25 protein-coding genes are annotated in these 23,289 nt (G+C 71.6%); 14 read left to right on the forward strand and 11 right to left on the reverse strand.

The window, feature by feature from the left end; translation table 11 throughout:
- Positions 1–27 precede the first annotated feature (27 nt).
- The 6 genes from KF837_13475 to rsmD are packed head-to-tail and all read right to left on the reverse strand — an operon-like array spanning position 28 to position 3,499.
- The gene (locus tag KF837_13475; GenBank protein MBX3228324.1) at positions 28–1,071 is read right to left on the reverse strand and encodes a GNAT family N-acetyltransferase; all 1,044 of its coding nucleotides are present in this window, start codon (positions 1,069–1,071) and stop codon (positions 28–30) included.
- Positions 1,059–1,838 carry a tRNA pseudouridine(38-40) synthase TruA gene (truA, locus tag KF837_13480; GenBank protein MBX3228325.1) on the reverse strand — a complete coding sequence of 260 codons (780 nt, stop codon included), beginning with the start codon at positions 1,836–1,838 and terminating at the stop codon, positions 1,059–1,061. The genes KF837_13475 and truA overlap by 13 nt, the downstream gene beginning before the upstream one ends.
- Complete coding sequence (locus KF837_13485) at positions 1,835–2,083, reverse strand: hypothetical protein (GenBank protein MBX3228326.1); 249 nt, start codon at positions 2,081–2,083, stop codon at positions 1,835–1,837. The genes truA and KF837_13485 overlap by 4 nt, the downstream gene beginning before the upstream one ends.
- On the reverse strand, positions 2,080–2,292 hold the full coding sequence (locus KF837_13490; GenBank protein ID MBX3228327.1) for a hypothetical protein: 213 nt from the start codon (positions 2,290–2,292) through the stop codon (positions 2,080–2,082). The genes KF837_13485 and KF837_13490 overlap by 4 nt, the downstream gene beginning before the upstream one ends.
- A 2-nt stretch (positions 2,293–2,294) precedes the next feature.
- Positions 2,295–2,909, reverse strand: coding sequence for an AgmX/PglI C-terminal domain-containing protein (locus tag KF837_13495; protein ID MBX3228328.1), 615 nt, complete (start codon positions 2,907–2,909; stop codon positions 2,295–2,297).
- Positions 2,910–2,941: 32 nt separating this feature from the next.
- The gene (gene rsmD / locus KF837_13500) at positions 2,942–3,499 is read right to left on the reverse strand and encodes a 16S rRNA (guanine(966)-N(2))-methyltransferase RsmD (protein ID MBX3228329.1); all 558 of its coding nucleotides are present in this window, start codon (positions 3,497–3,499) and stop codon (positions 2,942–2,944) included.
- 56 nt (positions 3,500–3,555) lie between these two features.
- On the opposite strand from rsmD, the gene KF837_13505 reads away from it, so the two are divergent.
- Complete coding sequence (locus KF837_13505; GenBank protein ID MBX3228330.1) at positions 3,556–4,710, forward strand: carboxypeptidase regulatory-like domain-containing protein; 1,155 nt, start codon at positions 3,556–3,558, stop codon at positions 4,708–4,710.
- A 230-nt stretch (positions 4,711–4,940) separates the two neighbouring features.
- Here KF837_13505 and dapB read toward each other — a convergent pair whose 3' ends face one another.
- Positions 4,941–5,708, reverse strand: a complete 768-nt coding sequence (dapB, locus tag KF837_13510) for a 4-hydroxy-tetrahydrodipicolinate reductase (GenBank protein MBX3228331.1) — start codon at positions 5,706–5,708, stop codon at positions 4,941–4,943.
- Between the two features lie 45 nt (positions 5,709–5,753).
- Positions 5,754–6,653, reverse strand: coding sequence for a 4-hydroxy-tetrahydrodipicolinate synthase (gene dapA / locus KF837_13515; protein ID MBX3228332.1), 900 nt, complete (start codon positions 6,651–6,653; stop codon positions 5,754–5,756).
- A gap of 255 nt (positions 6,654–6,908) precedes the next feature.
- Here dapA and KF837_13520 point away from each other — a divergent pair, with 255 nt between their 5' ends.
- Together KF837_13520 and KF837_13525 are read left to right on the forward strand one after the other, a co-directional pair.
- On the forward strand, positions 6,909–7,979 hold the full coding sequence (locus KF837_13520; protein MBX3228333.1) for an AAA family ATPase: 1,071 nt from the start codon (positions 6,909–6,911) through the stop codon (positions 7,977–7,979).
- Positions 7,980–7,990: 11 nt separating this feature from the next.
- Positions 7,991–8,611, forward strand: coding sequence for a hypothetical protein (locus KF837_13525; protein MBX3228334.1), 621 nt, complete (start codon positions 7,991–7,993; stop codon positions 8,609–8,611).
- A 62-nt stretch (positions 8,612–8,673) separates the two neighbouring features.
- On the opposite strand, the gene KF837_13530 is transcribed toward KF837_13525, so the two are convergent.
- From KF837_13530 to KF837_13540, 3 genes are read right to left on the reverse strand one after another with little or no spacing between them, the layout of a single operon-like run.
- A complete protein-coding gene (locus KF837_13530) occupies positions 8,674–9,369 on the reverse strand; it encodes a DnaJ domain-containing protein (protein ID MBX3228335.1) in 696 nt (231 codons plus the stop codon).
- Positions 9,369–10,217, reverse strand: a complete 849-nt coding sequence (locus KF837_13535) for an SDR family NAD(P)-dependent oxidoreductase (GenBank protein ID MBX3228336.1) — start codon at positions 10,215–10,217, stop codon at positions 9,369–9,371. The genes KF837_13530 and KF837_13535 overlap by 1 nt, the downstream gene beginning before the upstream one ends.
- A 9-nt stretch (positions 10,218–10,226) precedes the next feature.
- Positions 10,227–11,288, reverse strand: coding sequence for a hypothetical protein (locus KF837_13540; protein MBX3228337.1), 1,062 nt, complete (start codon positions 11,286–11,288; stop codon positions 10,227–10,229).
- Between the two features lie 146 nt (positions 11,289–11,434).
- Between KF837_13540 and KF837_13545 the strand changes: the two genes are divergently transcribed.
- From KF837_13545 to KF837_13595, 11 genes are all read left to right on the forward strand, one after another.
- Complete coding sequence (locus tag KF837_13545) at positions 11,435–11,767, forward strand: SCP2 sterol-binding domain-containing protein (GenBank protein ID MBX3228338.1); 333 nt, start codon at positions 11,435–11,437, stop codon at positions 11,765–11,767.
- A gap of 9 nt (positions 11,768–11,776) precedes the next feature.
- Entirely contained in the window at positions 11,777–12,952 is a 1,176-nt protein-coding gene (locus tag KF837_13550; GenBank protein MBX3228339.1) for a CoA transferase, read from the forward strand.
- A gap of 428 nt (positions 12,953–13,380) precedes the next feature.
- Entirely contained in the window at positions 13,381–15,132 is a 1,752-nt protein-coding gene (locus KF837_13555) for a hypothetical protein (protein MBX3228340.1), read from the forward strand.
- A 13-nt stretch (positions 15,133–15,145) separates the two neighbouring features.
- On the forward strand, positions 15,146–16,498 hold the full coding sequence (locus KF837_13560; GenBank protein MBX3228341.1) for a hypothetical protein: 1,353 nt from the start codon (positions 15,146–15,148) through the stop codon (positions 16,496–16,498).
- Positions 16,499–16,582: 84 nt separating this feature from the next.
- Positions 16,583–17,635 (forward strand): glycosyltransferase, encoded by a 1,053-nt coding sequence (locus KF837_13565; protein ID MBX3228342.1) that lies wholly within the window; start codon positions 16,583–16,585, stop codon positions 17,633–17,635.
- Positions 17,632–17,973: a DUF962 domain-containing protein gene (locus tag KF837_13570; protein ID MBX3228343.1), complete on the forward strand. Its 342-nt coding sequence runs from the start codon at positions 17,632–17,634 to the stop codon at positions 17,971–17,973. Before KF837_13565 ends, KF837_13570 begins: the two co-directional genes overlap by 4 nt.
- Positions 17,974–18,031: 58 nt before the next feature.
- Positions 18,032–18,718 carry a response regulator transcription factor gene (locus tag KF837_13575; protein ID MBX3228344.1) on the forward strand — a complete coding sequence of 229 codons (687 nt, stop codon included), beginning with the start codon at positions 18,032–18,034 and terminating at the stop codon, positions 18,716–18,718.
- Positions 18,719–20,296: a HAMP domain-containing histidine kinase gene (locus KF837_13580; protein MBX3228345.1), complete on the forward strand. Its 1,578-nt coding sequence runs from the start codon at positions 18,719–18,721 to the stop codon at positions 20,294–20,296.
- Positions 20,297–20,404: 108 nt separating this feature from the next.
- Positions 20,405–21,019 carry a hypothetical protein gene (locus tag KF837_13585; GenBank protein MBX3228346.1) on the forward strand — a complete coding sequence of 205 codons (615 nt, stop codon included), beginning with the start codon at positions 20,405–20,407 and terminating at the stop codon, positions 21,017–21,019.
- Complete coding sequence (locus tag KF837_13590) at positions 21,016–21,891, forward strand: hypothetical protein (protein MBX3228347.1); 876 nt, start codon at positions 21,016–21,018, stop codon at positions 21,889–21,891. Before KF837_13585 ends, KF837_13590 begins: the two co-directional genes overlap by 4 nt.
- Positions 21,892–21,897: 6 nt before the next feature.
- Complete coding sequence (locus KF837_13595) at positions 21,898–23,103, forward strand: metallophosphoesterase (GenBank protein MBX3228348.1); 1,206 nt, start codon at positions 21,898–21,900, stop codon at positions 23,101–23,103.
- The last annotated feature ends 186 nt before the right edge of the window (positions 23,104–23,289 follow it).

The following is a 23,289-nucleotide window of genomic DNA, read 5'->3' on the forward strand; positions in this document are numbered from 1 at the left end:
TAGAACGTATCACGCCGGAATTCGTTCTCACGCGAAGCGCTCGACGATGCGGGACCAGGGCCGCGCGCCGGCGGCGAGGGCGCCGGTGTGGAGGGGGCTCTGGGGAGGATCGAGATCGGTGAGCTCCAGCGTCGCGGCGCCGCGTTCGCGGGCGAGGCGGCGGCCGAGGCGGACGAGCGGGAGGACGAGCGGGCGCGGGTCGAGCGCGGGGTCGACCGCGAAGCGGCCGAGGAGGCCGCGGCGCGCGGGGAGGAACGGCGGATCGAGCGACGTCACGGTGAGGCTCGCGCTGCCGCGGACGACGTTGCGCTCGTCCACGACGACGAGCTCGCACTGATCCAAGGTCCCGACCGGACGCGCGAGGTGCGCGGCGAGCGCGCCGACGAAGGTCGCGTCGACGGCGCGTGGTCGATCGAAGCGCACGTCCCCCTGCTGCCGCCGGCGGCTCGCGAGCGCGGGATCGAGGAGCGCGATCGGGAGCGCGTCGTCCGCGGTCGCGAGGCGCGCCCAGAAGCCGCCCGCGTGCGTCGCGACGTGATCGTCCGCGCCGTCCGTCGTCACGCGCGCCGTCCACGCGACCGGCGCGTAGCCGACCTTCGCGTAGAACGAGTGCGCCGGGTTCGGCTCGAGGACCTCCGCCGCCATCACGACCGGCGTGCCGCGGCTCATGTGACGCGCGATCTGCGCGAGCGCGTCGAGGAGCGCGCGCCCCACGCCGCGCGAGCGCGTCCGCGCCGAGACGATGAGGGAGCGGACCTCGCACGTGAACGGCGTCGTCTCGTCGATGCCGTGACGCTCGAACCAGCCCTCCACCTGCCCGACGATGCCGAGCTCCGTCTGCGCGACGAGGTGCACGTGGCGCCCGAGCACCGGCTGCCCGCTGCGCACGCGCGCGTCGTCGGCGAGGCGCACCGCGAGCTGCTCATAGACGCGCGGGTCGCGCGTCCCCGCGTAGCCGCCCCAGCCCTCGTGCACGTCCCAGAGCTCGCGCCAGAGGCTCGCGACCGCGGGCCCCTCGTCCGCGTTCGCGGCGCGCACCACCGCCGAGCGCGCGTTGGTCACGGCGGCCATGGCTCACCGGCGTCGGGGGGGAGATCGAGATCGACGCGCGCGAGCGTGAGCCCCCACGCCGGCGCGGTCGCGCCGGCGAGCTGGCGGTCCTTGCCTTCGAGCGCGCGCGCGACGGTGCCCTCCGGGAGGTGGTCGCGCGCGACGTCGACGAGCGTGCCGACGAGGATCCGCACCATGTTGTACATGAACGCGGTCCCTTCGATCGCGACGCTCCACCGCCGCGTATCCTCCGTCGACCGCGCGATCTCGACGCTGTGGATCGTGCGCGTCGTGTCGGTGCGCTGATCGCCGGCGGAGCGGAACGCGCCGAAGTCGTGGGTCCCCACGATCGATCTCGCCTCGCGCTCCATCCGGGCCATGTCCATGTCGTAGCCGATCCGCCAGGTCCTGTTGCAGAGGAGCGGATCTTTCACTTTGTCGAGGAGGAGATCGTACCGGTAGCGCTTCCGTTTGCTCGCGAACCGCGGCGTGAACCCCGCCGGCACGATGCGCGCCGATCGCACCGCGAGGTCGTCCGGCAGCACCTTGTTCAACGTCAGCACCCAGCCGCGCGGCGGCAGCGCGAGCTCCGCGTCGAACGCCGCCATCTGGCTCTCGGCGTGCACGCCGGCGTCGGTGCGGCTCGTGCCGCGCGGCCCGCTCGCCTTCGGATCGACCGTCGCGATCGCGTCCTTGAGGACGTCCTCCACCGTGCGCCGCCCGCGCTGCGCGGCCCAGCCCGAGAAGGCCGTCCCGTCGTAAGCGACGCGCACGAGGACGCCGGTCATGAGTCGCTCTCGGCGTCCGCGATGCCGGTCGCGCCGCCGTCGGTGGGGATGCGCGGCTCCTCCGGCGGCGGCGGGTTGCTCGCGCCGCTCACGAGCCCCGGCGCCGGCGCGCACACGCGCGCCGCGCAGACGTCGGAGAGGCAGTCCTCGTCGCGGATGCATTCGTCGCCGATCGGGCGTCGCGACTCACCGCACGCGAGCACGAGCACGAGGAGCGCCGCGATCGCGGCGACGCCGCTCTTCATCCGCCGTCGGCGTCTGCGTCGACTCCGCCGGCGTCCTCCTGCGTCGACGCCTCGGGCGCGTTCGCGTCCGGCAGGCTCGGCGGCTCACCTTCGATCGGCGCGCACACCGACGCGGTCGAGCAGTCCGGCGTCACGCCGTCGACGCACGCGGTCGCGACGGAGAGCGCGACGAGCGCGAGAGCGAGACCGGCGATGACGCGCGCGCGCATGGTCACTGGCGCGGGACGAAGTTGATCGGGATGTTGATGTCGACGCAGCCGCCCTGCGGCGCGGAGAAGCTCGCGCCGCGGAAGTACCCCGCGACGCACTGCGCGACCGTCGACGAGCCCATCTCGTTGCTCGCGATCGAGACGCCGCTCGGGCACGTCGTGCCGTTCGCGCCGACGCGCACCGCGACGACGATCTTGCCGCGCAGGGTCGGGTCCTGCCCGAGCGCGTTGTCGTAGCAGCGGTGCGCCTGGCGCACGCGGAAGTTCAGCGCGGTCTCGAGCTCCGAGGTCGACTTGCCGTTGCACTGCTTCACGTCGCACTGGCTCGCGCCGTGCTGCGCGCCGCCGCTGCTGTTCGTGACCTTCGCCGGTCCCGCGTCGACCACCGGCGGCGGCAGCCCGATGTCGTCCTCCGGGTTGCGCCCCGTGTACGTGACCGAAGGTGCGGGCGGCCCCGCGTCGATGATCGTCGTCACCGGCTCCGGCGGCTTCTGGGTGAGCTTCCAGACGCTCACGCCGCCGATGATCGCGACGAGCACGACAGCGATGCCGATGTACTTGCCGTTGCCGCTCGGGACGCCAGCCGGAGACGAAGGGGGGGGAGCCTTGGAAGCCATGGGAACCGAAGGACGCGAAGTATACGGATGATTTACGTTCGGCGGAACAACGAGAGAACGGTGTCGCCGTGGCGGCGGCGGCGATCGAGGGAGAGGCCCTCCGGCGGAGCGGGCTCGTCTTTCGCGTCGTGCTCGAGGACGAGGACGCCGCCGGGGACGAGGTGCTTCGCCGCACGCGCGAGGAGATCGGAGAATCCCTTCGCGCGCACGCCGGCGTACGGTGGATCGACCAGCACGAGATCGAACGGGCCGCGCACCTCGTCGATCGCGCGCTCGCACGGTCTGGTCAGGACGGTGACCTGCGCGACGAGATCGAGCGCAGCGGCGTTGTCGCGGATCGCGAGGGCCGCCGGTCGCGCCGACTCGACGAGGACGGCCTCGCGCGCGCCGCGCGAGAGCGCTTCGAACGCGAGCGCGCCGGAGCCGGCGTAGAGGTCGAGGACGCGCGGGCCCGGCTCGACGTCGAAGACCCCGTCCGACACGAGCATCGAGAACAGCGCCTCCCGCACGCGATCCGACGTCGGGCGGGTCTCTTGGCCGCGAGGCGCGACGAGCGCGCGCGATCGGAGGACACCACCCGTGATGCGCATGTAGGTCCGAGCCTACGGTTTTGATCGCGGTCGCGAAACCAAGATACTCTGGGCGGATGTTTCGTCGATGGGTCGCGCTCGTGGCGCTCGGTCTCTTCGCCGTCGTCGTCTCGCCGCGCGTCGCGCGCGCGGACCAGTCGACGGCCCACACGGTGTCGGTCGCCGTCCTCGCGCTCGACTCCGACGACGCGGAGGAGCAAGCCGACGCGCTCACGAACGCGCTGAAGTCGCGCATCCGCAACTCGCAGGGCTGGTCGCTGACCGACACGACGCAGTCGCTCGGCATGCTCACCGCCGCGCTGCGCTGCCCGACCAAGCCGATCCCCGCCGACTGCGAGCAGCGCATCTCCGAGCACCTGAAGACGGAGCGCTTCATCTTCGGCTACGTCACGAAGGGCCCGCAGAAGGGCGAGGTCACCGCCGAGGTGCACCTCTATCAGAAGAGCAAGCCCGACACCGTCGTCCGCGAGACGTACTCGGAGAACCTGAAGGACGGCAACGACGACACGCTCCGCGCGCGCGCGCAGACGATCCTCGAGCGCCTCGGCGGCAGCGCGGTCGGCACGATCGTCGTGAAGATGGGCAACGAGAACGGCGAGGTCGTCGTCGACGGCGACAAGCGCGTCCCGCTCACGAACGGCAGCGCGCGGATCGAGCTCGCGCCCGGCACGCACTCGGTCGAGGTCGCGACCGCGGGCGGCGCCGCCACGCAGAAGCGCAACGTCCAGGTCACCGCCGGCAAGGAGCAGGTCGTCGATCTCGCGCTCGAGGGCAGCGCCGTCACGCCGGGCGAGCCGGCGAAAGGGGAGAAGCCCTTCCCGACCCACACCGTGATCGGCGGGAGCCTCGCCGCGCTCGGCGTCGGCGCGGCGGTCATCTCCGTCGTCTTCGCGTTCAAGTACAAGAGCGCGCAGGACGAGGGCGAGAGCTTGCGTCACCTGATCCCGGAGGGGCAGGACATCAAGTCGTTCTGCGGGAGCCGCGGCAACGAGAGCCAGGTCTGCCAGCTCGACTCCGACTCGAAGACCTTCTCCACCGTCGCGTGGGTGACGGGCGGCCTCGGCGCGGTGCTCCTCGGCGCGGGCGCCTACTTCCTGTTCTTCGGCGGCGACGCGAAGGCGGCGGCGTCGAACAAGCCGCTCAAGAACGTGCGCGCGACCCCGACGTTCGGCCTCGGCGGCGGCGGCCTCTCGCTCTCCGGCGCGTTCTGAGATCTGTCTTGTTCGAGAGGGCTCTGCCCTCTCGAGCTCTCCCGCCGGGGCCTCTCCGCGCGCGGGGCGCGCTCCGGCGCCCCGGGCCCCGCGAGAGGGGGCGCGCTCCGGCGCCCCGGGCCCCGCGAGAGGGGGGCGCTCCGCGGCCCCGGGCCCCGCGAGAGGGGGCGCGCTCCGGCGCCCCGGGCCCCGCGAGAGGGGGCGCCGACGCGTTCTGAGTGCCGCTCTCGCTACGCCAGCACGTCGCCGAGGCGATAGCGCCCGGCCGGCTTGCCGATCAGCCAGCGCCCCGCGCGGAGGGCGCCGCGGGCGAAGAGGTCGCGGCTCGAAGCGCGGTGCGTGAGCTCGATGCGCTCCCCGTCGCCGAGGAGGTGCACCTGGTGATCGCCGATGACGTCGCCGCCGCGCATCGCGAGGACGCCGATCTCGCTCGCCACGCGCGCGCCGGGCTTGCCTTCGCGTCCCGTCACGAAGCGTGACTTCTCGCGGTCCTTCGCCGACTCGTCGCGCGCGGCCTTCGCGACCTCGGCGAGGCGGAGCGCGGTGCCGCTCGGGGCGTCGACCTTGAGGCGGTGATGCGCCTCCACGATCTCGATGTCGAAGTCGGGGCCGAGCGCGGCGATCGCCTTCTTCACGAGGTCCGAGAGCACGAAGACGCCGACGCTCATGTTCGGCTCCCACAGCACCGGCACCTTCGCCGCCGCGGCGTCGAGCGCGCGGTTGCCGGCGTCGTCGAGCCCGGTCGTGCCGCTCGCGATCGCGATCCCGTTCGCGGCGCAGACCTCGGCCGCGCGCGCGACGACCGCGGGCGTCGAGAAGTCGACGAGCGCCTGCGCCTTCGAGGACGCGAGGGCGTCGAGGTCGGCGGTGACCTTCACGCCGATCGCGCCGACGCCCGCGAGCTCGCCGGCGTCCTTGCCGACGTCGTCCCCCGCGCCGATCGCGGCGACGACCTCGAGCTTGGCCGCGTGGGCGAGCCGCACCACCGCGCGCCCCATCTTCCCGTTCGCGCCGAGGACGGCGATGCGTTCGGTCGCCACGCGTCAGCCGCCCTTGCTCCGCGACTCGTAGGCCTGGAGCACGGCGACGACCTTCGCGCGCGCCGCGTCGCTGCACCGCGCGAGCGGCCCGCGGACGACGTCCTTCATCTTGCCCATGTGCGCGAGGGCGGCCTTCGGGCAAGCCGGGTTCGCCTCGATGAACATCGCCTCGTGGACGTTGCAGAGGGCGAGGTGCTCGCGCCGCGCCTCTTCCATGCGGCCCTCGAGCGCGAGCTTGGTCGCGCGCACGACCTCGGCGGGGAGCACGTTCGAGGTGACGCTGATGACCCCCTTCGCGCCGACGGCGATCATCGGGAGGGTGAGCGTGTCGTCGCCCGAGAGCACGTTGATGCGCGACCCGAGGCGGCGCACGTTCTCCTGCGCGCGGAGGACGTTCCCGGTCGCCTCCTTCACCGCGACGACGTTCTTCGCCGTGTCGCAGATGCGCGCGAGCGTGTCGGTCGTGAGGTCGATCACGCTGCGCCCGGGGATGTTGTAGACGACGAGCGGCAGCTCCATCGACGCCGCGGTCGCGACGAAGTGCTGGTAGAGCCCTTCCTGCGTCGGCTTGTTGTAGTACGGCGTGACGACCATCACCGCGTCGGCGCCGGCCTTCGCCGCGGCCTGGCTGTTCGCGATCGTGCTCTTCGTCGAGTTCGTGCCGGTCCCGGCGAGGACGATGCACTTGCCCTTCGCGAGCTTCACGCATCGCTTGATCAGCTCGAGCTGCTCTTCGTGATCGAGCGCGGGGCTCTCGCCGGTGGTGCCACACGGCACGATGCCGGTGATCCCCGCCTGGATCTGCCCATCGACGAGCTTGTCGAACGCATCCCAGTCGATCGACTGGTCGTCCTTGAACGGAGTGACGAGCGCGGTGAACGTGCCTTCGAAGCGGAGAGTCATGCTGCCCCTTCATTGCGCTGCCACGCCCCGACCGCAAGACCCGCGAAGCCCCGCGTCCCGCTCCCCGGCCCCCAAACCCCAACACCATGATTTCGCTTTCTTATTTTAGGCGCGCACGACACTCCAGCCCGCCGCAACGCCTTCGGTATGCGGCGTCGCGAGGATCAGCCTTTCGCTCCGCCTCACGCCCGCTCCCCAGCCTCTCCTCCATCCCCGCGTCCACAACCCAGCCCCCAGCCAGGTAAGATCCGCTCGATGCCGGCGGTTCGCGTGGTCCAGGTAGAAGGCTTCCGCTGCTTCGATCAGCTTCGCGTCGAGGGCCTGACGCGCGTCAACCTCATCGTCGGCGCCAACAACTCGGGGAAGAGCGCGCTGCTCGAAGCCATTGAGGCCACCCTCTCGGAGGAGAGCCCCTACGTCCTGTACCGTGCGTCGTACGAGCGTGGCGAGTATCAGCGACGCGAGCGAGCGGGCGAGCGGGTCGTCGAGATAGACGTCGCGCACTGGTTCCACGGTCATCGTCTCGAAGACGGGGCCGCGTTCACTCTACGCGCGGAGGGCGATCGCCGTTGGGAGCTTCGTCGGGTCCTGAGGAAGGTGCCGACGGAGCTCGGAGCGCCCTTCGTTCCGGGGGGGCTGCTGCTCGAAATGGAGCGTACCGGAGGACGCCTATCCAACGGAATGATGCCACCGCTGCCCATCTCGGCGGACGGCACCCTTGGAGCTGGTGATCCCGCGAAGTTCGTCGGCCACGGCTTGCGACTCAAGCCTCCGGTCGTCTTCGGTACCACGGACCGCCTCTTCCCGCGCGAGCTCGCGCGGCTCTGGTCGGGCGTCGTCCTCACGCCGCGCGAGGAGCGTATCGTCGAGGCGCTCCGGATGGTCGATCCGCGCGTCGAGCGCATCGCGATCTCCGAGAGCGGAGGTATGGCCAATGCGAAGGTCCTCCTTCGCGGTGCGACGACTCCCGTCCCGCTGGGCACATTGGGCGAAGGCGTCTCTCGTATCCTCACGCTGGCGCTCAATCTTGCGCTCGCGGAAGGCGGCTTCCTCCTGCTCGACGAGATCGAGATTGGACTGCACTGGTCGGTGATGCCACGGCTCTGGCGCTTCCTCATCGAGACCGCGCGTGCGCTCGACGTGCAGGTCTTCGCGACCACGCATTCGAAGGACTGCCTCGAAGGTCTGGGCGAGGTGCATCGGTCCGCGCCCGTCCTCGCCGAAGACGTCAGCGTTCACCGACTCGAAGCAGGTCGCCAAGAGAGCGTTCGCTTTTCAGCTCGCCGCATCGGCGAGTACGCGGATCTCGCGCTGGAGCCCCGCTGATGACGCGGGGCTTGACCAAGCTCGACGCACTCTTCGTCGAAGGTCCGGACGACGGAGCGTTCATCAACGCGCTGGTCGCGAAGATGCGCGGTCTCAAGATCGCGGACTCGAGACTCGTGAGGACACTTCCGGACGCGGGAGACGCTTGGGCGCTGAAGGCGTTCGACGACTACGTCAACGAGACCAAGGGGAGACCCGACGTACGCGTCGGTCTCGTGCTCGACCGGGACCTCCCGGACAACGACAAGTGGCCATCCGTTCAAGGACGCTTGAAAGCGCTCGGTCTCAGCGCTCCGGCGCCAGCGTCGGAGGGCGCCGTCGTGGACGGACGTTATGGCATCTGGATGTGGCCAGACAACGTGACCCACGGGACGCTGGAGACCTTCGTCGCCGCCGTGCTCTCACCGTCACCGACGTACGAGTTTGCTCACGACGTATCGCGCACCGCGCGCGAGAGCCACGGGGCTGAGTTCAGAGAACGGGACCTGCCGAAGGCCGCGCTGAAAGTTCGCAGCGTGTGGCGCGACGCGACCGCGGCGGGCGGGTACGGTCACCTGGTGCGGAATCTCGAGGTACTGCCCGACCCAGCGGCCGCGTTCCTCGCGTGGTTCGACACTCTCTTCCTTCGGTAGCTCAGCCCGCGGCGCGCCGTGATCCGCGACGACCTCGCGCCCGCCGGCGCAGCTTGGCCCGCTCATTCGCGCAGGCGCGCGACGCGTTCGGTGAGGGCGGCGTGGAGGCCGGCGAGGTCGGGGCGATCCGGCGCGAGCTCGCAGGCGAGGGCGAGTTGGGCGAGGGCGGTGCGGTCGTGGCCTTCGGCGAGGTGGAGGCTCGCGGCGGTGATGCGGTAGTCGGCGCGCGTCGAGTCGAGCTCGATCGCGCGCTGCGCTGCCGCGATCGCGAGGGGGTGCTCGATGCCGGCGCGGAGGAGCGTGTACGCGTAGCGATGTTGCACGTACGCGTCGGTCGGGAGCTGTTCGACGACGCGGCCCCAGATCTCCGCCGCCTGCTTCCACTCCTTCGCCGCTTCGAGCGCGCTCGCCTGGCGGCGATGCATGCGCGTCTTGAGGCGCGCGCTCAAGTACGCGTCGTACGCCGCGCGCTCCGTCGCGTTGCCGAGCGTCGCCTCCGCCTTCGCGAGCGCCGCGAAGATCGCGTCGATCTTCGGCTTCAGCGCGCCGACGTCCTTTCGGAACCAGCGATCGGGGTGGTGCTCCTTCGCCTTCTGGAAGTACGCGCGCTTGATCGTCTTGATGTCGTCCGTCGCCGCGACCCCGAGGAGCGCGTAGTGATCGATGCGCTCGAGCCGATCGTAGAGCTCGAGGATCGCCTTCTGCTCCTCCGGCGGCATCCCGACCGCGGGGATGACCTGCGACTGCGTCTCGCTCATCACACCTTCATGATCGACGCCCAGTTGTCGGCGATCTCCTGGGCGGTCCACACCGTGCTCGCGCCGTCCTTGAACTTCCCCGCCGACTCGACAACCTTGAAAGCGTACATGCGCGCGCCGGCGACGGCGAGGACGTGACCCGTCTTGTCGCCGCAGAGATCGCTCGCGAGGAAGAGCGCCGCCGGCGTGATGTGCTCCGGCGTCATCGTGTCGACGTTCTGGAACGTGGGGAGGTCCTCCGTCATCCGCGTCTTCGCGATCGGCGCGAGGGCGTTCACGGTGATGCGATGCTTCTGGAGCTCGATCGCGATCGTGCGCGTGAGCCCGTAGATGCCCGCCTTCGCCGCGGCGTAGTTCGCCTGCCCGAAGTTGCCGAGCATGCCGCTCACGCTCGTCGTGTTCACGATCCGCCCTCCGCCCCCCCGCTTCACCGCGTGCGCGGCGAAGGCCTGCGAGCAGAGGAACGTGCCCTTGAGGTGGACCGCGATGACCGCGTCCCACATCTCCTCGTCCATCTTGAGGAACGTCTTGTCGCGGAGGATGCCCGCGTTGTTCACGAGGACGTCGACCTTGCCGAACGTCTCGACCCCGAGCGCGACGATCGCCTGCGCGCCGCCCGCGGTCGCGACCGACTCGTAGCTCGCGACCGCGCGCCCGCCGGCGGACTCGATCTCCTTCACCACCGCGTCGGCGGCGGCCTCCGAGGCGTCGCCGGCGCCGTCGCGCGCGGTGCCGACGTCGTTCACGACGACGCTCGCGCCCTCCGCCGCGAAGGCGAGCGCGTGCGACCGGCCGATGCCGTTGCCCGCGCCGGTGATGATCACGACCTTGTCGTCGAGGAGACCCATGCTCTCTGTCTATTCGTGCTCGGCGAGCAGGTCGACGAGGATCTTCTCGCCGCCGCTCGCGCCCGACACCGAGAAGAAGGGCCCCCGCACCGTGCCGGTGAACACGTGCGCGCTCGTCGCCTCCGTCGGCATCCACGGCGCCTCCGCGCGGTAGGCGCCGTTCTCGTCGACCGCGACCGCGATGCCGTCGTCCTCGACGCAGAGGCCGCCGCGGCACGGCGTGATCCCCTTCACCGCGACGAGGGGCTTGCCTCCGCCGCCGGTCCGGTACTCCGTCACGTACTCGCCGGTCGGGAGGTAGATCGCGACGCGGTCTTCGTTTTTGTCCTTTTCGCCGTGATCGACGACGTGCAGGCGGCCCTTCGTGTCGATCGCGAGCCCGTCGATGCTGCCCTTCGCCGGCTGGCCGAGCGCGATCGCGGTCACCTTGCAGCCCGCCGGCGTCGGCTCGAGCTTCGCGATCCGTCGTTCGACCGGGGCGCCGTCGACGAGCTTCGCGAACGCGACGTAGCCGCGCGTTCCGTCGCGCAGCATCGTGATCGCGGTCGGCCGCAGATCGCTCGCGGCGGTGTCGAGGTCGCTCTCGCACGGCACCGCGGGCAGCGGCGCGATGCGCGACACGACGCCGGTCGGCGACGACGTGTAGACGTTCCCGTCGTCGTCCGCGGCGAGGTAGTCGCCCGGCTCGCCGGCGGTGAACGCCTCGTCGCGGACGAGCTCGCACGTCGGCACGATCGACGTCGCGGTGTAACGCGCGAGCGTGTACGTGACCTCGTCCGCGATCTTCGCGATGTAGAGCGTCGTCTTGCAGTCCTCGTCGGTGGTGGCCCACGCGGAGCCGAGCTGCACGCCGGTGAGGTCCGCGGGCACCTTGCACGAGGCCGCGGCGCGGGCGAGCGGGCACGCGACGCTCTCGTTCGGCGCGCCGTCGGGCAGGATCGCCGCGCCGTCGGGCAAGCGCGGGACCGCGCTCGTGCCGCCGGGCCCGGCGCTCGGCGACGACTCGCTGCACGCGACGACGGCGGCAAGGACCGCCGACGTGAGGACGAGGAAGACCAGACCGCGCCGCATCGCGCGGGACGAAACCACCGCGCGGGCCGCGCGTCCAGCACCGGAGGACCGCCGTGCGGCGCGGCGTCCCTTGACGGTGTGGGGCACGCTTGATACTCGCTGAACCGTCATTCAGTTTGGTCCCACTCATCTCGAAGGAGACGCCGATGGCGGTCGATATCAAGAAGCTGTTCAACGAGGAACTTCCCGCTGCGCTCGAGAAGAACGCGGAGGACGCGAAGACGATCGGCGCGAAGTACCAGATGAACGTGACCGGCGAGGGTGAGTGGACGATCGACGTCACGTCGTCGGGCCCGAGCTGCAAGCCGGGCACGGACGCGGCGGCCGACTGCACGATCACGATCGCGGCGGAGGACTTCCAGAAGCTGATCGAGAACCCGCAGGCGAACGGCATGCAGCTGTTCTTCGCGGGCAAGCTGAAGGTCGCGGGCAACCAGATGCTCGCGATGAAGCTGCAGAAGCTCTTCGGCTACAAGTGAGCTGACGCGGTGACGCCGCTCGCCGGTATTCGTGTCCTCGATCTGTCGCGGCTCCTCCCCGGGCCGTACGCCACGCTGGTCCTCGCGGACCTCGGCGCAGAGGTCGACAAGATCGAGGACATGGCGGGCGGTGACTACCTCCGCGTGATGCCGCCGCACGTCACCGGCGGCGAGGGCACCGAGGCGACGTCGAGCATCTTCCTCGCGCTGAACCGCAACAAGCGGAGCGCGGTGATCGACCTGAAGAAGCCCGAGGCGAAGGCCGCGTTCCTCCGCCTCGTGAAGAGCTACGACGTCGTGCTCGAGACGTTCCGCCCCGGCGTGCTCGATCGCCTGGGCCTCTCGCACGCCGCCCTCCTCGAGGCGAACCCGCGCCTCGTCGTCTGCGCGATCAGCGGCTACGGCCAGACCGGCCCGCTCGCGCAGCGCGCGGGGCACGACCTGAACTACGTCTCGCGCGCCGGCGTCCTCGGCCAGCAGGGCCCCGCCGATCGCCCGCCCGCGCTCCCGGGCTTCCAGCTCGCCGACATCTCGGGCGCGCTCTACGCCGTCGTCGGCGTCCTCGGCGCGCTGCTCGAGCGCACGCGCACGAACGCGGGCCGTGTCGTCGACGTCGCGATGATCGAGACGGCGATGCCGTTCGCGATCGCGGGCTTCGGCCTCCTCTTCGGACAGCAGCCGCCGCAGCGCGGGAACGAGGCGCTCACGGGCGGGATCGCGCCGTACCAGACGTACGCGACGAAGGACGGGCGCGCGATGGCGCTCGCGTCGCTCGAGCCGAAGTTCTGGCTGCAGTTCTGCGCCGGCATCGGGCGCGAGGTCGACATGAGCGATCTGATGCCGGGCGAGCACCAGGCCGCGCTCAAGGAGCAGCTCGCCGCCGTGTTCGCGGCGAAGACGCAGGCCGAGTGGGTGCAGTTTGCAAGTGAACGCGACTGCTGCCTCGAGCCGATCCTCTCGCCGGAGGAGGCGATGAAGGATCCGCACCTCGCCGCGCGGAAGATGTTCTTCGACCTCGCCTCGCCGTGGGGTCCGATCGCGCAGATGCGCACGCCGCTCACCGCGCCCGACCGGACGCACACCGCGCCCCCGCGCTCCGGCGAGCACACCGACGACGTGCTGCGCGACGGCGGCCTCGCCGACGACGAGATCGCCGCGCTCCGCGCCGCCGGCGCCGTTCGCTGAGCTGAGACGGCGCGCCGAACGTCAGAACATCAGGCACGCGCCGAACGAGCACTTGCCGCAGCCGCGCGCGCGGCACATCGAGTCGCCGGCGGGGCCGTCGCGCGCGCGGTCGGCTACGGCTCGCCCGCCGCGCTCTGTCACGCCTTCGCCCGCGCGCGGCTTCCGTCGCCCGGCGCCGTCCGCTCCCACGCGGTCGCGGGCTGACAGCCAGGTCGAAATTCTGAAGAAGCTTGCGCAATTTGCGCAGTGGATGCGTGGGGTTGGACTCGCCCCCAGCGCTAACCCATGGAAATTGCTAGAGGCGATGCGTTTCGAAACGCAACGGCCACATGTCGGATCATGTTTGACCAGTGCGCACAATGCGCTACGCCCACCACCTCGCCAAGGGTCGGTCACTCGGCCCCCATTTCGTCGCCTCCGGAGGCTCCATGCGCGTTGGTCTTGGGCTCGTTCTCTTCGCTGCGCCGGCATTCGCCGCGATCGCCGCAGTTGGTTGCACCGCGAACGACGAGGGCGCCGACTCGGCCTCCGAGGTCCGCGTCTCGCCGGAGCTGTCCGATCTCGAGCTCGCGTCGAAGGCCTCGCAGCTCCTGAGCGCGGAAGGCTCGAAGTGCTCGACGTGCCACACCGCGGGCAAGGAGGACATCCTCCGCTGGGGCGCCGCTTACAAAGCCGTGAAGGACGAGTGCCTCGCTCCGGCGCTCCCGCTCACCGCGCTCGAGCGCATCGACTGCCTCCGTCAGGACAAGACCGACGCGACGTCGTGGTTCACCGCCGAGAAGCTCGGTCTCTACTCGGGCGGGGCGCACCTCGCGGAGTTCGAGGCGCTCTTCAAGGCCGCGTACCCCGAGGACGAGTGGGAGCTCCGCTTCAAGGAGTTCAAGACCGCCGCCGGCATGCCCGCGTTCAACCGCCCCGGCTTCACCGCCGACGAGTACGCGCTCGTCGCGAAGTGGGCCGACCGCGGCCTCCCGAAGATCAACGAGGTCATGGCGCCGCCGGGCGAAGCCGAGTGCGTGCCGAGCACGACGCCCGAGCTCCAGGCGCACATCGAGCGGATGAAGACGGAGGGTTGGGGCGCGCGCCTCGCCGCCGCGAGCACGCCGATGGCCCTCTGCGGCGCGGCCGAGAACCCGGTCGACTGCCTGACGTCGCTCCCCGACCTCACGCAACAGATGGGCGTCGAGGGCACGACGCAGACGCTCCGCGAGCTCCGCAAGCTCGAGTTCCGCACGAGCTTCTGGGTTCGCAGCTCGCCCGACGGCCGCTTCGCCGCGGTCGGCGGCTCGCCGTCGAAGATCATCGACCTCGACGCGCCCGCGACCGCGGCGTACGTCTCGGTGCAGGCGCCCTACGATCCGGGCTTCTTCCCGAACAACGACGGCTTCACGTACGCCGGCGCGGGCGGCGGCGGCATTCGCGTGTGTCGCTCGAGCGTCATCCACGACGCCTTCGCGTCGGGTCAGAGGATCACGTTCAACGAGCCGTCCTGCACGAGGATCATCGACACGGTCTACCAGTCGATCGGCGCGTCGGTGGACGGGTCGCTCTACTTCATGGCCACGGGCGCGCACACGAACGACTCGGGCTCGAGCTCGGGCCCGCTCGGCGCCTCCTTCGGCGCGAACGCGACGACGACGCTCACGCCGATGTTCAACGACGGCACGAAGTACGTGCCGGGCCAGAACGTCCAGGTGAAGATCCCGCAGGAAGGCGACCAGCAGATGTCGCCGACGAACACGCTCCTCATCACGCGCTTCGGCCAGAAGGCGGGCCGGGCCGGCTTCCGCATTCGCAGCGTCACCCCGCGCTTCGGCGCGCCGACCGGCGACGCGGGCGCGAGCGCGCTCCCGAGCGTGCGGGTCGAGACGAAGGTCCTCGGCACGATCTGCCTCCAGGGCGGCAAGCCCCAGCTCTCGTTCGACGAGCGCTTCATCGCGGTGCACCAGTACGTCGACCCGAACGCGAACCCGGCCGGCCTCCCGATCGGCACCGCGAACATCTTCGTCCACGACCTCAAGACCGGCCGTCAGGTGCAGCTCACGAAGCTCCGCGCCGGCCAGAAGGCGCTCTTCCCGCACTGGCGCGCGGACGGCTGGCTCTACTTCCTCGTGAAGGACAACACCGGCAAGGAGTCGCTCGTCGCGAGCGACGTGGCCCTCCGCCTCTCGGCGGAGTGAGGACCGAGGGCGCTTGATCCGCTCGGTCGGTCTTCTTCTCGCGCTGGCCGGGGCCGTCGGCCTCGGCGCGTGCACGAGCCTCTCGAACGAGAGCGCCGGCACGGCGGAGCAAGAGATGAACCCGACCGACCGCCTCCTCGTCGGACGCGGCGCCCCTTATCCCGCCGACCTCGAGCTCCGCGATCGCCTCCCCGCGCTCCGCTCCTCGCAGAGCGAGCGTCGCGCGGCGGCGTGGCAGATCGCGAAGCGCGTCCTCGAGCCGGTGAAGGTCGACGGCGGCACGCGCACGATCCCGCGCTTCCAGACCTGGTACGCGAAGGAGGAGTTCCTCCCGATGTTCGACCGCATCCTGCGGCGGACCGCGAAGGAGGACCTCCTCGCGAAGAAGCGACCCACCGCCGAGCAGATCGACGAGGCGTTCGCGTGGGAGGCGGAGCGCGCGATGACGATGCCCGACGGCACGCCGGAGCGCCTCGCCGATCGCCGCGCGCACCTCGACGCGAACGGCGACGCCGCGCTCGGCGGCCCCGAGCGCGTGCTCATGAGCCCCGAGCTCGTGGGGCATCTTTATGCCCACTACGACAGCGTCCTCGGCTGCATCGGGAACGTCCCCGCCGCCGACGCGCCGCCGCCGAGCGACACGAACTTCGCGCCGTGCGTCGGCGAGGAGATGCCGCCCGGCGCGGTCGTCGTGAAGGCGCGCTGGGTCCCGGAGTCGCTCCCGCTCGACGCGTGGGACACCGACGCGACGACGCTCGAGGAGAAGCTCACCGCCGGCGAGTGGGGGACCGCCCCGCGCACGGTCGCGCCCGCCGCCGACGCCATCTACACGATGACGCTCCCCTCTGGCGCGCGCATGCGCCTCGCCGCGCTCCACATCATGTCGAAGGAGCTCCGCGACTGGGCGTGGGTCTCGCTCTTCTGGTCCGATCGGCCGGACGCCGACTTCGGCGCCGACCGCCCGAGCGAGGACTTCACCGGCCCGTTCGCGAGCTACAAGATGTGCGCGACGGTCGACTTCGACGAAGAGGACGACGGCACGCAGCCGCGCAAGAGCTCCTTCTCCGACGACACCCTCGCCGCCGCGATCGACGCGACGCGCAAGTTCGGCCCCCGCACGTGGTGCTCGAACCCGTACCTCGAGGACGGCGTCCACAACGCGAAGACGAACTGCATCGGCTGCCACCAGCACGCCGGCACGCGCCACACGACGACGACGATCCTCGAAGGCGAGGGCGCGTTCCCGGACGGCTCGCGCGCGCGCCACCGCGAGAACTTCCCCGCCGACTACACCTTCCTCACCGGCACCGGCCTCGAGCTCGGCGCCCTGATGCAGGCAAAGTACAACCAGCTCGCGCAGCCCTGACGCCCGCGCGCGAGGGAGGCGATTTCATCTCCGTTTCACGCCGGGTACCGCGCCGCTTCAAGGTGGTCGCGCAGAGTGGAGGGGATGAAGATCCTCTACGGCGTGATGGGCGAAGGGTTGGGGCACACGATGCGGGCGCGGGCGCTCGTGCGCGGGCTCGAGGCGCGCGGGCATCGCGTGTGCGTCGCGACGTCGAGCCGGGCGGTGCCGATCTTGCGCGGGCACGGGATCGAGACGATCGCGATCGACGGGCTCGCGCTCGCGTACCGCGACGGCGCGGTGCTGCGGGCGCGCAGCGTCGCGACGGTGGCTCGGGCGGCTCCGCACGCGCTGCGGCGCAACGTGCGCGCCGCGCTGGGTGAGGTCCGCGACCTCCGGCCCGACGCGGTCGTCACCGACTTCGACTCGTTCGCGTACGCGGTGGGCCGCACGTGGGGCCTCCCGATCGTGTCGTTCGATCACCAACACGTGCTCGATCGCTGTCGCCACCCGCGCGCGATCGCGGAGCGGCTCTCGCCCGACTTCCGCGCCGCGCGCGCGTTCGTCCGCGTGAAGACCCCGCGCTGCGCGCACTTCGTCGTGACGTCGTTCTTCTTCCCGCCGCCGCGGAGCGCGAAGACGACGCTGGTCGGGCCCGTCGTCCGTCCCGAGGTCGCCGCAGCGCGGCCCACGCGCGGTGAGCACGTCGTCGTCTATCAGAGCGCGAACGGCGATCGGCGCCTCGTCCCCGCGCTCCTCGCGAACGCGCACGTCCCCTTCGTCGTGTACGGCGCCGGCGCGGTCGGTCGCGTCCGCAACGTCGAGCTCCGCGCGTTCGACGAGGCGCGCTTCGTCGCCGACCTCGCGAGCGCGCGCGGCGTGATCGCGAACGGCGGCTTCACCACGATCGCGGAGGCGCTCTACCTCGGCAAGCCCGTGCTCTCGGTGCCGCTCCGCCACCAAGGCGAGCAGGAGCTCAACGCCGCCTACCTCGCCGCGCTCGGGCTCGGGATGCGCGCGCGGCGGATCGACGAGGAGGTCGTCCGCTCCTTCGTCGATCACCTCGATCGCTTCCCCGCCGCCCACGACGTGCGCCTCGGCACCGGCAACGCCGACGCCGTCCACGCGGTCGAGCGCGCGCTCGCGGAGGCGGCGTGAGCACCGATCCCTACGCCGTCTCCACCTTCGAGGAGTTCTGGCCTCGGTACGAGGAGATGCACTCGCGGCGCGCGACGCGCATCGGGCACGCGGTCGCGACGGCCTCGTTCCTCGGGCTCGCGACGGCCGGGGTCTTGCTCCGGCAGCCGCTCCTCTTCGTCGCCGCGCCGCTCGCGGACCACGCGATCGCTCAGCTCTCGCACCGCCTCTTCGAGCGGAACGCGACGCGCCCGTGGCGGAGTCCGATGTGGCACGCCCGCGCCGAGCTCCGGCTGTTCCGGCGCACGCTGCGAACGGCGCTACCCACCCGGAGCCGCCGAGGCTCGGGAGCATTCTGACTTTCACACGCGTTTCACCGGCGCGGGCGCGAGCGCGGCCGTATCTTCCGGAGAGCCCGTGCCGCGCATCTTGCTCATCGACGACGACGCATCGCTCCTCGACGCTCTGTCGCTCGCGTTCGAGGACGCAGGGCACGAGGTGTTGACCGCGACGGACGGCACGCGCGGCATGGACCGCGTGCTCGCCGATCGGCCCGACGCGGTCGTGAGCGACGTGAACATGCCGGGGCTCGACGGCTTCTCGCTGTGCCGGAAGCTCCGCGCGAGCGGGGACGGCGTCCCGTTCGTGCTCCTGACGTCGCGCGACGACGAGATCGACGAGACGCTCGGCTTCGAGCTCGGCGCCGACGACTACGTCGCGAAGCCGTTCTCGACGCGCGTGCTCCTCGCGCGCGTCGCGTCGCTCCTGCGCCGCGAGGCGCTCCGCTCCTCCGCCCAGAGCGAGCGGCCGATCGCGAAGGGCGCGCTGGAGCTCTACCCCGGCCGGCTCGAGGTGTTCTACGCGCGGACGCCGATCGTCGTCACCGTGACCGAGTTCCGCCTCCTCGAGGCGCTCGCGACGCGCGCGGGCACCGTCCTCAGCCGCGACCGCCTCCTCGAGCTCGTGCGCGGCGATGACTCCGTCGTCGCGGAGCGCATCATCGACACGTACGTGCGGCGCCTGCGGCGCAAGCTCGAGGTGGTGGACGCGTCGTTCGATCGGATCGAGACCGTCATCGGCGCCGGGTACCGCTGGAAGGACTGAGTGGACGGAGCTCCGCGCCTCCCCACGCGGCTCCGGCCCGCTTCGCTCCGCACGAACGCGCTGCTCATCGCGCTCGCGATGCTCGTGCTCCCGCAGGCGATCGTGATCGGGTGGAGCCTGATGGAGCGCGACATCGGCGGGAAGCTCCAGTGGGAGACGCGGATGGCGGTCGACGAGACGATCGCCGTCCTCGGCTCCGATCCGGACGCGCCGGGCGTGAGCGAGGCGGTCACCGCCGTCGCAGCGCGGTGGGGCACGCGCATCCGCGTGGTGAAGAAGGACGGCACCGTCGTCGTCGACGCCGACGCCGACCGCGGCACCGACGTCGTTCACCAGGTCGGCACGCTCTTCTTCGGACCCGACGGCGCGCCCACCCTCCGCGAGCTCGACGAGACGCTCGGCCCCGTCGTGAAGCGCGAGGAGGTGGTCGCGGTCACGGGGTGGGCGGAGGCAGAGCCGCCCGCGCCGCCGCCGCTGCCGGAGGGGACCGCCCATCGCGCGAGCGTGCTCAGCGTGCCGACGGTGGAGGCGAACATCCGGACCGGGTGCCGGACGTCGCCCGCGGGGAAGCTCCTTTTGTGTCACGCCGCGGAGGCGGCGACGATCGGCGGCGAGCCGCACGTCGTCTACGCGCAGGAGTCGTCGCGCCGGGCGGTGCGCGCGCTCTACGACCTTCGCTATCACCTCGCGCGGCTGTCGATCATGATGTTGCCGTTCACGTTGCTCTTCGCGTGGTGGATGGGGCGGCGGATGGCGCGCCCGATCGAGTGGCTGCGCGATCGCGTCCTCGAGAAGGCGCGCGCGGCGAACCCGCGTGCGGACATCGACCTTCGCGGCGGCGAGGAGGTGCGCGACCTCGCCGTCGCGTTCAACGACCTCCTCGGCGCGCTCGACGAGAGGCGGCGCGCGAACGAGGCCTTCGCCGCCGACCTCGTCCACGAGTTCAAGAACCCCGTCGCCGCGATCCGCTCCGCGGCGGAGTCGCTCGCGGCGAGCGGCGGGGCCGACGCCCAGCGCGCCGCCCGCATCGCGAAGATCCTCGCCGACTCGAGCGCGCAGCTCGACGCGCTCGTCTCGCAGTTCCTCGAGCTCGCGCGCGCCGAGGCGGGGATGCCGAACGAGGACCGCGGCGACGTCGACCTCGGCGCGCTCGCGAAGGGGATCACCTCCGCGCGCGAGGACGCGCGCTACGAGGTCGAGGTGGTCGAGGACGCGATCGTGGTCGGCGTCGCGACGCGCCTCGACTCGCTCGTGCGGAACCTCGTCGACAACGCGGCCTCGTTCGCGGGCAAGGACGGCGAGGTGCGCGTGCGCGTGCGCGTGGAGCGCGAGGACGCGCGCGCGGACGGCGCGGGCCCGAGCGTGATCCTCGAGGTCTCCGACTCCGGTCCCGGCATCCCGCCCGCCGATCTGCCGCGCGTGTTCGACCGCTTCTTCAGCGCGCGCAAGCAAGGGCGCGGCACCGGCCTCGGCCTCGCGCTCGTGAAGGCGATCGCGGAGGCGCACGGCGGCTCGGTCGAGGCGCGCTCGGAGGGCGCGACGTTCCGCGTCGCCCTGCCCGCGAAGCCACGCGAATAGCGAGCGCGTCGCCCTACCCGCGAAGCCGCGCGAACGGCGAGCGCGCCTTTCATCCACGTTTCACGCCGCGCGCGAAGCCCATCCATCTCGGCCGGTCACGATGAGCGCATGACAACGCTCGTCACCCTCCTCGACATCGCGTGCGGCCGTCCGATCCCGAGAGAAGACGCCGGCCCGGCGCGCCGTCTCCAGCTCGTCGTCCTCGCGTTCCTCGCCGCGTGCGTGTTCGCGGGCGCGTGGGGCGCCGCCGCCGGCAGCGCGACCGCGGGGATCGCGATCGCGAACCTCTACAAGGTCCCGATGGTGATCCTGCTCTCGTCGGCGTTCGCCGCGCCGGCGGGCCTCCTCGCGTGGCGCCTCAGCGGCGCGCCGGTGCGCGGGAGCGACCTCGCGCTCGGCTTCTCCGGCGGTGTCTTCGGCGGCACGCTCGTCCTCGCGGTGCTCGCGCCGATCGTCGCGCTCTACTACCACTCGAGCGCGTGGGGCGGCCCGATGCTGGGCCTCGGCTCCGCCGTCCTCGCGCTCGCGACGGGGACGATCATGTTCGTCCGCGGCACGATCAAGCGCGTGCCGGAGGGCGCCTCGAAGGCGGCGACGCTGCTCCCGGTCCTCGTCACGCTCGGCATGCAGCTCCTCACGCTCGTGCAGCTCGCCGCGATCGCGGCACCGATCTTCCCCGAGCACACGCCGCTCAGCGGCGGGATCGATCACATCGTCCAATGAGCGCCCTCCTCCTCGCCGCCGCCTGCCAGCTCGAGGTGCCGCTCGCCGGCGCGATCGCGACCGCGCACCGAACGGAGGAAGGGATCGCCTGGGACGCGCGTTACGTCGTGAACGTGGACGCCGTCGCCGACTTCCAGGGAGGCCGCATCCCGCTCGCGGTGCCGCTCCCTCCCGGCGAGCTCCTCCGCGCGACGCCCGGCGTCACCGCGATCACGGAGGACGATCGCGTCACCGCGCTCTGCGTCGAGCCGCTCGCGCTCGAAGGGCGCACGATACGTGTATCTTTCATGCAACCCGCCGCCCTCGGTCCGGGCCGGACCGTCCCGCTCGGCGCGCCGATCGCGGCGGGCATCACCGTTCAGATCATCGACGCTCACGCGAAGGAGGACCTCCGTCTCGACGCGATGCGCGGCGGCACGCTCGAGCCGCACGTCGGCTTCCTCGCCGCGCGCGGCATCGGCCACGACGCGCGCGAGGAGGCGCGCCGCCTGACGAACGCGCCGCCGATCGTGAGCCGCACCGCGGTGTACGTGCGCGGCGCCGACGTCCACGCCGCCGGCGGCCTCGAAGGCCGCATCGGCTCACGCGCACGCGAGCGCGGCACCGTGATCGGCGTCGCGCTCGCGTTCGTCGCGGTCGTCGCCGCCCTCGTCGCCGCCGCGAAGAAGCTCCGCCGCGCCGCCACCCTCGAACGCGCCGACGCCCTCTTGGTCCAAGAGATTCAGCTCGCTTCGGAACGCGCGACGCCGCCGGCGCGCGCGGCGTCGCCGTCGGTCGCGGTGCCTGAGCGCGCGGCGTCGCTGTCTGCCTCGGCCGTGAGCGTGTCGGCGGTGGGGCCTGGGTTTCCGGAGCCGGCGAAGCGGCTGGTCTGAGCGAGGATGCCCACCTTCTTTCCTGCGTCGCTCACGCTGCTGGTCATCGTGGTGCTCGCTGTGCCGCTCTTCTTCGCGATGCGCGTCGTGCAGCCGGCGTGGTGGCGGTCGACGCGTGCGCGGCGGCTCGCGCTCGGGCTCCTCGGGGCGCTCGTCGCGGGCGTGCTCGTGTGGGTCGGCGGTCGCGCGGCGGGCCTCGAGTCGATCGTGTGGGTCGGGGCCGGCGTCGCGTACGTCGGCGTGCTCACGTTCTTCCCCGCGTCGCTGACGATGCCCGTCGTCGCGGCGGCCGATCGCCTCGTCGCGCGGCGCGGCGCTCCGCCGAACGCGCTCTCGCGTCGTGCGCTGTTCGCGCTGCCCGCCCTCACCGCCGCGACGAGCGCGAGCGGCTTCGCGTCCGCCGAGGCGGCGCCGATCGTGCGCCACATCCCGCTCCGCTTCGCGGGCCTGCATCCCGATCTCGAGGGCCTCCGCATCCTCCAGCTCAGCGACGTCCACCTCGGCGCGGGCCGCGGCCTCGTCGAGCTCCGGCGCGCGCTCGCGGACGCGATGATCACCGCGCGCCCCGACCTCATCGTGCTCACCGGCGATCTCGCCGACGACCCTTCGCTCATCCCCGCCGCGCTCCGCATGGTGACGGAGGCGAACGCGCGCTACGGCGCCTACGCCTGCCTAGGAAACCATGAATATCACCATATCACCGAGTCTCGGCCGGCCTACGAGCAGAGCGACGTGCCGCTCCTCGTCGGCAGCGGCCGCAGCGTGCGCGTCGGCCGCGCGACGCTGTACGTCGGCGGCGCCGACGATCCGGTGCACATGCGCGGCGACCTCGCGTCGCGGCTTCGCCCCACCGTCCGCGCCGCGGCGAAGGGCGCGCCGGCCCACGCCGACTTCCGGCTCCTCCTGTCGCATCGCCCCGAGGGGCATGGGCCCGCGGCGGAGGAGGGCTTCGACCTCACGCTCGCAGGTCACACGCACGGCGGGCAGCTCGGGTTCCTCGGGAAGAGCTTCTTCGAGCTCCTCGACGCGACGGTCGGCTGGTGGGGCGCCTACGCGAAGCCCGGGAAGCGAGGGCGGACGAGCCGCCTCTACACCACCTCCGGCTTCGGCCACTGGTTCGGGTTCCGCCTCGGCTGCCCGGCCGAGATCCCGATCCTCGTCCTCGAACGCGAGGAGGCAGGCGCCCAGCCTGCGCGCTCCGATCAGGCCTGACATTTCGATCATGTTCGGCCGAACGACTGTCGTCGATCGGACACGATCACCTCTGAATTCCCGCGGAAAATGGCGAGGAGCGAAAAAGTTGGCCGCGGCGCGGGACTTGCTCTACCAGAGGGCGCCGCCATGGACCGCGACCAGCTTCTCAAGCTTCTGCTCCCCCTCTGGGGCGTCGCCTTCGTC

It is taken from the genome of Labilithrix sp., from assembly GCA_019637155.1.
Classification (GTDB): Bacteria; Myxococcota_A; Polyangia; order Polyangiales; family Polyangiaceae; genus Labilithrix.

Coding starts and splice junctions, on each gene's coding strand:
- KF837_13595 (MBX3228348.1), top strand. CDS start 21,898: ATGCCCACCTTCTTTCCTGCGTCGCTCACGCTGCTGGTCATCGTGGTG.
- KF837_13475 (MBX3228324.1), bottom strand. CDS start 1,071: ATGGCCGCCGTGACCAACGCGCGCTCGGCGGTGGTGCGCGCCGCGAAC.
- truA (MBX3228325.1), bottom strand. CDS start 1,838: ATGACCGGCGTCCTCGTGCGCGTCGCTTACGACGGGACGGCCTTCTCG.
- KF837_13490 (MBX3228327.1), bottom strand. CDS start 2,292: ATGCGCGCGCGCGTCATCGCCGGTCTCGCTCTCGCGCTCGTCGCGCTC.
- KF837_13495 (MBX3228328.1), bottom strand. CDS start 2,909: ATGGCTTCCAAGGCTCCCCCCCCTTCGTCTCCGGCTGGCGTCCCGAGC.
- KF837_13530 (MBX3228335.1), bottom strand. CDS start 9,369: ATGAGCGAGACGCAGTCGCAGGTCATCCCCGCGGTCGGGATGCCGCCG.
- KF837_13565 (MBX3228342.1), top strand. CDS start 16,583: ATGAAGATCCTCTACGGCGTGATGGGCGAAGGGTTGGGGCACACGATG.
- KF837_13555 (MBX3228340.1), top strand. CDS start 13,381: ATGCGCGTTGGTCTTGGGCTCGTTCTCTTCGCTGCGCCGGCATTCGCC.
- dapB (MBX3228331.1), bottom strand. CDS start 5,708: ATGGGGCGCGCGGTGGTGCGGCTCGCCCACGCGGCCAAGCTCGAGGTC.
- KF837_13540 (MBX3228337.1), bottom strand. CDS start 11,288: ATGCGGCGCGGTCTGGTCTTCCTCGTCCTCACGTCGGCGGTCCTTGCC.
- KF837_13485 (MBX3228326.1), bottom strand. CDS start 2,083: ATGAAGAGCGGCGTCGCCGCGATCGCGGCGCTCCTCGTGCTCGTGCTC.
- dapA (MBX3228332.1), bottom strand. CDS start 6,653: ATGACTCTCCGCTTCGAAGGCACGTTCACCGCGCTCGTCACTCCGTTC.
- KF837_13520 (MBX3228333.1), top strand. CDS start 6,909: ATGCCGGCGGTTCGCGTGGTCCAGGTAGAAGGCTTCCGCTGCTTCGAT.
- KF837_13505 (MBX3228330.1), top strand. CDS start 3,556: ATGTTTCGTCGATGGGTCGCGCTCGTGGCGCTCGGTCTCTTCGCCGTC.
- KF837_13590 (MBX3228347.1), top strand. CDS start 21,016: ATGAGCGCCCTCCTCCTCGCCGCCGCCTGCCAGCTCGAGGTGCCGCTC.
- rsmD (MBX3228329.1), bottom strand. CDS start 3,499: ATGCGCATCACGGGTGGTGTCCTCCGATCGCGCGCGCTCGTCGCGCCT.
- KF837_13535 (MBX3228336.1), bottom strand. CDS start 10,217: ATGGGTCTCCTCGACGACAAGGTCGTGATCATCACCGGCGCGGGCAAC.
- KF837_13585 (MBX3228346.1), top strand. CDS start 20,405: ATGACAACGCTCGTCACCCTCCTCGACATCGCGTGCGGCCGTCCGATC.
- KF837_13545 (MBX3228338.1), top strand. CDS start 11,435: ATGGCGGTCGATATCAAGAAGCTGTTCAACGAGGAACTTCCCGCTGCG.